Here is a 6009-nt window from a genome sequence, read left to right as displayed (position 1 = left end):
GGTCATTTTCCTTATGGCTGTTTATTTCGCTGGCATATAATTGAGCTTCTACCCATAAATTATTCAGGGCCTGTGTTTTTAGGATAGACATGCCTTCTGTTACATAATCACCTTCATGAACAGCTATCTCACTAACAGTCCCGCTTACTTTACTCAATATGGTTGCGGTTGCAGATACTTTGCCGGAAGCTGCTATGGTCCTGACCTGCGCGGGCGACAGGCCCCAAAGCTGGAGCTTGTTTTCGGCGGCGCTGATCAATTGCTGATAATCCACATCCGGGTTATGCAGTACCTTCTGTTGCTGTTTAGCCAGCAAATATTCCTTTTCCGCTTCCTGCAGATCTTCGCTATAGATGGAATAAACAGGCTGCGCTATGGCGATTTTTTCACCGGTAGTTCTTACAAACAATTGCTGGATCCGGCCCGCTAACCTGGCGCTTAACTCTTCTGATCGATTATCATCGGTGGTAACGGTTCCGGTCAAAGTTTTTTCAGTGCCGGTGTTCTCCTCCCTTACGGTGTCGATCTGTATGCCTGCTAATTGAATTTGTGTGGCTGTCAGGCTGATGTTATTTGCGCTCATGCCCATACCGCCGGTCATTTCTACTTTGATCAGCTTCATACCACAGATGGGGCAGTTGCCCGGATGATCTTCATGGATCTGGGGATGCATGGAGCAGGTATAATAAGCTTTGTTTATTGGCGTAGTAGTTGCCGTTGCTTTCGTTTTTTGTTTACAGGCTGTAGAAAGTACAGCAACCGATACCGAAAGCATTAAGAGGCCGGCTGCGCTTAACCTGAAAAAAAATCTTCTATTCATGACCCTGAGTTTTAATAAAGCTTTCACTGTCTGTTAAATATTGGCCGTTGGATGCCAGGCTATCTGTTAAAGACAGGCCTTTAGTAATAAGCACTTCATTATCGAGCGTAGTTCCTGAACTTACCTGCTGAGCATGAAAAGCCCCATCGTTTTTTAACCAAACAATTTTAGTCCGGCCCAGATCAACCAATGCAGATATTGGGATCCATAAGCCCCTTGTGTTGCCGGTTTGGATAGTAGCTTTGACAATGCTGTTTACTTTCAGCCCGTGATCCATATTATCAATGTAAACCCTGATGCTGGTCGTTTTATCGCCTTGCTGCAAAGCAGGTTCAATAAAGTTAACCTTGCCACTGATCACCTTGCCCGGCACATCTGGCAACGTAATTGTAACCGGCTGGTTTAATTTTAGCCCGCCAATGGCGGAGCGGTCAATTTTTATAATTGCCCAAAGTTTATGCGGGTTGACCACGTTAAACAGCGTTTGGCCTTTTTCAACATACATACCTTCTTTGACAGCTAAGGGCAGGTTACTTGCGATATCGGACGGTGCTGACGACGTGACAGTGGCAGCCATTTGGCTATGCGGCATATCATGTACATGGCCCTCATAAGCGCTATACACCGGCAGGCTGTAAAAGGCTTGCCTGGTTTTAATAACCCGATTAATTTGTTCAGTGGTCATGCCCAGTAACAGCAATTTTTGCTTTGCTGCATCAATCAATGCTGTTTCTTGTGCGGAGTTCTTTGTCAGGTAGATCAGGTCCTGTTGTGCTGTAACCAGATCCGGGCTATAAATATCAAAAATGCGCTGGTCCCTATGGATTTCCTGGAAGGCGTATTTAATGTACAGCTTTTCGATACGGCCGGAAAAACGCGAGGCGATATTGTTAAATGTACGCGTATCAAAGTCAAGATAGCCCTGTGCTGAGATCGATGTAGGTACTTCCTTTTCTTTGGGTACAATAGCATTCACCGTTGATAGCACCGAAGAATTAACCGGCTGTAAAACGGTATTTAAACTGATACCCGAACCTTCGCTGGCCTGCCCTGATTTTTTTACCAGCGTCATGCCGCAGATAGGGCAGCTGCCGGGATGGTCTTCCAATATTTGCGGGTGCATAGGGCAGGTATATTTTACGTCAGTTTTAACCTGTACCTCGGCTGCTTTCTTTTTTTTGTCAGAACAGGAAGCAAGCAATAACAGGCCTGATAAGAAACCGATCACGATTATTTTAATGTTCTTCATTTGTTCTGATTATTTAATGCCAGCGCCGTGGTTTCATTCTCCCGTTCATAAGCAACCTGTAAGGTTAAAAGCTCCTGTAAGCGGTCTAATGCATTCATTCTTGATGTTTGCAGGTCTTTAATTGCAATTAATACGGAGGGTAGGTCGCCGGTATTCTGATCATAGGCCAATAACGCCGTTTTATAACCATTTTGTAAAGCAGGAATAATATTTTGCTGATAGTTGCTGATCTGCTTTTTCTTACTGACTATATCTGTTTTTATACCGGCCAGTTGTCCCTGTACCTGGTTGAGTACATCCATTTTTCGCTGTTGTAATTCCTCTGTTTCGTAGCGGATCCCTTTCAGGTTGGCCTTATATTCTTTTGATGCCCATGGAACGATAGGAATGGTAACCGAAGCCATCAGGATATACTGATTGGCCATTCCGCCATAGCTAAGCATATGGCCTGCCTGGATCCCAAAGTCGGGCTTGCGTTTGCTGTATTCAACCTTTGCATTTAGAGCCTGTAACTCAATATTTCTGTTGATGCTTTTAATATCGCTCCGGGCATTGGCCAGTGTTGCGGTATCGGTTAGCGCACTTTCATAATTGTTTAATACAATGGTGGTATCCACCGAAAAAGCCATTTGTTTATCCCGGTTCATCAACGTATTGAGCATGATATTCCGTTGGCTGATCTCATTGTTCAATTGATCACGGGTGTTATCCAGCTCATACAGATCGGCTTTGGCCTTATAAATATTACTGAGCTTTTCTTTGCCATAGGTGAGCCGGATGTTGGCATCTTTGAGCATATACTCCAGCAGGCTTTGTGTACGCTGCAATAGGGCCAGCTTTTTCTCCAGTACTACCCGTTCGTAATAATATTGCTTAGCCTGTGCCACCAGTTGATTTTTCAGATAGTCTTTATCTGCCGCAGTTACTTTGGATACGCCTTTCATGTAATCTTCTTTGGCCCGGAGCTTAGCCGGGTTAGTGAACATTTGTTCGGCCTGGATCATAAATGAACCTCCGTTTGGGTTAAACTGGTAGGGCACCTGGTACTGGCCCGCGCTGATCTTCGGCGCATCTAAGCTCTTTGCCCCGGTTGCGTAAGCATCCTGTGCGCCGGCTTTTGCCACTAAAGCCTGTAACGCCGGGTTGTCAGCCACATGGGCAATGACGCTGTCTAAAGGAAGGCGCCGTGTTTGTGCCTGCGCCGAGAGGTATGCAAAACAGGCAAGCAGCGCAATTATGATTTGAAATTTCGTTTTCATGTTTTTATTCCTTTACATCTAATACTTCCAGCCTGCCATGTTTTTTTAGTTCATATTCCTTTACCATCAAAAAGATGAGTGGGGTAACCAATAAAATATGTGTGGAAGAAGTTAAAACGCCACCGATCATCGGCAATACGATAGGCAGCATCACATCACTACCTGTTCCGTTTGCCCAAAGTACCGGTACTAAGCCAAACAAGGCTACGCAAACCGTCATCAGCTTTGGCCGTAGGCGTTTCACTGCGCCATTCATCACATAAACACGCAGATCGTCGCGGGTGATCGATTCTTTGGTATTACCTTTTAAGGCTATCAATTGCTGCATGGCATCGTTCAAATAGATGACCATCACGATACCCGTTTCCACCGCTATCCCAAACAGGGCGATAAAGCCAACTGCCACAGCAACCGATAAATGTACCCCAAAGAAATACACCATATAAGCGCCGCCAATCAATGCAAACGGGATAGAGATCAGACTGAAAAAAGCTTCGCGAATAGAATGAAAGGCAAAATATAAACAGGCAAAAATGATGAGCAGCACGATAGGCAATACCAGTTTTAAAGTATGCTCGGCACGGATCAGGTTTTCATACTGCCCGCTCCATTCAATAAAATAGCCTTTGGGCAAGGTCTTTACCATATTGTTCAGCCTGTCCTGGGCCTCCTTAACCGTACTACCCAGATCCCGGTCGCGTACATTGAACAGCACTGTCCCCCTCAACAATGCATTTTCCGATTGTACCATGGCGGGGCCATCACTAATTTTTATATCCGCTACGGATGACAAAGGGATTGGCCCGTTATTAGTTGTTTGTACCAGGGTGCGTTTGATCGCGTCGAGGTTATTGCGATAGTCCTGCGCCAACCTTGCATTTACGCTGAACCGCTGCCTGCCTTCAACAGTAGTGGTCAGGTTCATGCCGCCCAATGCGCTTTCCACCACCTCATTCACATCATCTACGCTCAGGCCATACCGGCCAATTGCCTCTTTATTGACCTGGATATCCAGGTATTTACCACCGGTTATCGGATCGACATACAAGTCTTTGACCCCGTTAATTCCCTGCAAAGCCTGTTTCATTTGGCTGGATAAAGCATAGATAGTGTCCAGGTTTTGTCCGTAAACTTTTAAGCCTACATCGGTACGGATCCCTGTCGAGAGCATATTGATCCGGTTGATGATGGGTTGGGTCCAGCCATTCACAACACCAGGAATCTGCAATTTGGCATTCAGCTCATTGATAATATCTTCCTTTTTAATGCCCTTGCGCCATTCGCTTTTAGGTTTTAACAGGATGATGGTTTCTGTCATACTGATCGGCGAATTATCGGTAGCCGTATTGGCCCGCCCGGCTTTGCCCAAAACATTTTTCACCTCGGGTACGCTTTTAATGATCTTATCCTGTACCTGTAAAAGCTGTTTGGCTTGCGCGTTTGATACATCAGGCTGGGTAACCGGCATAAAAAGGATCGTTCCTTCATCCAATGGTGGCATAAATTCGCTGCCTAAACTTAGCAGGAGAGGGATACTGATCAATAAAGCAACCAGGTTAATACCAATAGTTGTTTTACGCCAGGTGACACACCAGTTTAAGATAGGCCGGTATAGTTTTTCCAGTGTATTGGTTAAGGGGTTACGGTCATCTGTTCTTAATTTTCCTTTCAGAAAAAAGGAGATCAGCACCGGCGCGAGTGTTACCGCGAGGATAGCATCAATGGCCAGTATAAATGTTTTTGTCCATGCCAGCGGACCAAACAGTTTACCTTCCTGTCCTTCCAATAAAAACACCGGCAGGAAAGAAGCTACAATAATAAGCGTGGAAAAGAACACGCCACGGCCAACCTGTTTGCAGGAAGCTTCTATGATTTTTATTCGTTCTGCTGTGGTCATGATCTTTCTTTTTGTTGTGCAAGGGATAGGTTCCGGTGCGAGTTTTCAACCATGACAATGCCGTTGTCTACGATCACCCCGATAGCCAGCGCAATGCCAGTTAATGACATGATATTAGAGCTGATACCAAAGGCATTGAGCAGAATAAAGCTTGTTGCTATGGTAATTGGTATTTGAATGATAATGCTTAAAGCACTTTTAAGGCTCAGTAAAAAAATGATCACAATAACAGATACCGTGATCATCTCTTCAATCAGTGTATGTTTCACAGAACCTATGGCGTTTTCGATGAGTTCGCTCCGGTCATAGGCGATCTTGAATTTTACGCCTGCCGGTAATCCCTTTTGAATGTCGGCCATTTTATCTTTTACCGCATGAATTACCTTATCAGCATTTTCACCATAGCGCATCACCACAATGCCTCCAACCGCTTCACCTTCGCCATTCTGATCAAATATGCCCAGGCGCTCATCGCCTCCCATTTGTACCGTAGCAATATCTTTGATCTTTACCGGTATGGTATTGATCACGCCAATCGGGATGTTCTCCACATCGGATAAAGTCTTGATATAACCCAGGCCGCGAACAATATAGCCGGCACCGTTCATCTCAAACTTACGTCCGCCCACATCATTGTTGTTGCTTTTTACCGCTTTTAAAACCTGCGATAGCGGGATATTATAATAATTGAGCTTATGCGGATCAATAGTGACCTGGTATTGCTTTTCAAAGCCGCCGAAAGAGGCCACTTCGCTAACCCCCGGCACGGTTTGCAGCCCCAGCT

Annotated in this window: 5 protein-coding genes; all 5 read right to left on the bottom strand. The window is 45.2% G+C overall.

Features of this window, described 5'->3' with window-relative positions; all coding sequences use genetic code 11:
• The coding region (locus tag VF500_RS10455) for an efflux RND transporter periplasmic adaptor subunit (RefSeq protein ID WP_330859619.1) at positions 1-820 on the bottom strand (820 nt) is incomplete at its 3' end.
• The gene (locus VF500_RS10450; protein WP_330859618.1) at positions 813-2069 is read right to left on the bottom strand and encodes an efflux RND transporter periplasmic adaptor subunit; all 1257 of its coding nucleotides are present in this window, start codon (positions 2067-2069) and stop codon (positions 813-815) included. The genes VF500_RS10455 and VF500_RS10450, both read right to left, overlap by 8 nt.
• A complete protein-coding gene (locus VF500_RS10445) occupies positions 2066-3328 on the bottom strand; it encodes a TolC family protein (RefSeq protein ID WP_330859617.1) in 1263 nt (420 codons plus the stop codon). The genes VF500_RS10450 and VF500_RS10445 overlap by 4 nt, the downstream gene beginning before the upstream one ends.
• Before the next feature lie 4 nt (positions 3329-3332).
• Positions 3333-5225 carry an efflux RND transporter permease subunit gene (locus tag VF500_RS10440; protein WP_330859616.1) on the bottom strand — a complete coding sequence of 631 codons (1893 nt, stop codon included), beginning with the start codon at positions 5223-5225 and terminating at the stop codon, positions 3333-3335.
• Positions 5222-6009: efflux RND transporter permease subunit (locus VF500_RS10435; RefSeq protein WP_330859615.1), on the bottom strand; the 788-nt coding region annotated here is incomplete at its 5' end. The genes VF500_RS10435 and VF500_RS10440, both read right to left, overlap by 4 nt.

It is taken from the genome of Mucilaginibacter sp., assembly GCF_036383575.1.
Taxonomy (GTDB): Bacteria; Bacteroidota; Bacteroidia; order Sphingobacteriales; family Sphingobacteriaceae; genus Mucilaginibacter.
Note: the sequence above shows the minus strand (reverse complement) of the source record. Positions and strands in the feature narration are given on the sequence as shown.

Coding starts and splice junctions, on each gene's coding strand:
- VF500_RS10450 (WP_330859618.1), bottom strand. CDS start 2,069: ATGAAGAACATTAAAATAATCGTGATCGGTTTCTTATCAGGCCTGTTA.
- VF500_RS10440 (WP_330859616.1), bottom strand. CDS start 5,225: ATGACCACAGCAGAACGAATAAAAATCATAGAAGCTTCCTGCAAACAG.
- VF500_RS10445 (WP_330859617.1), bottom strand. CDS start 3,328: ATGAAAACGAAATTTCAAATCATAATTGCGCTGCTTGCCTGTTTTGCA.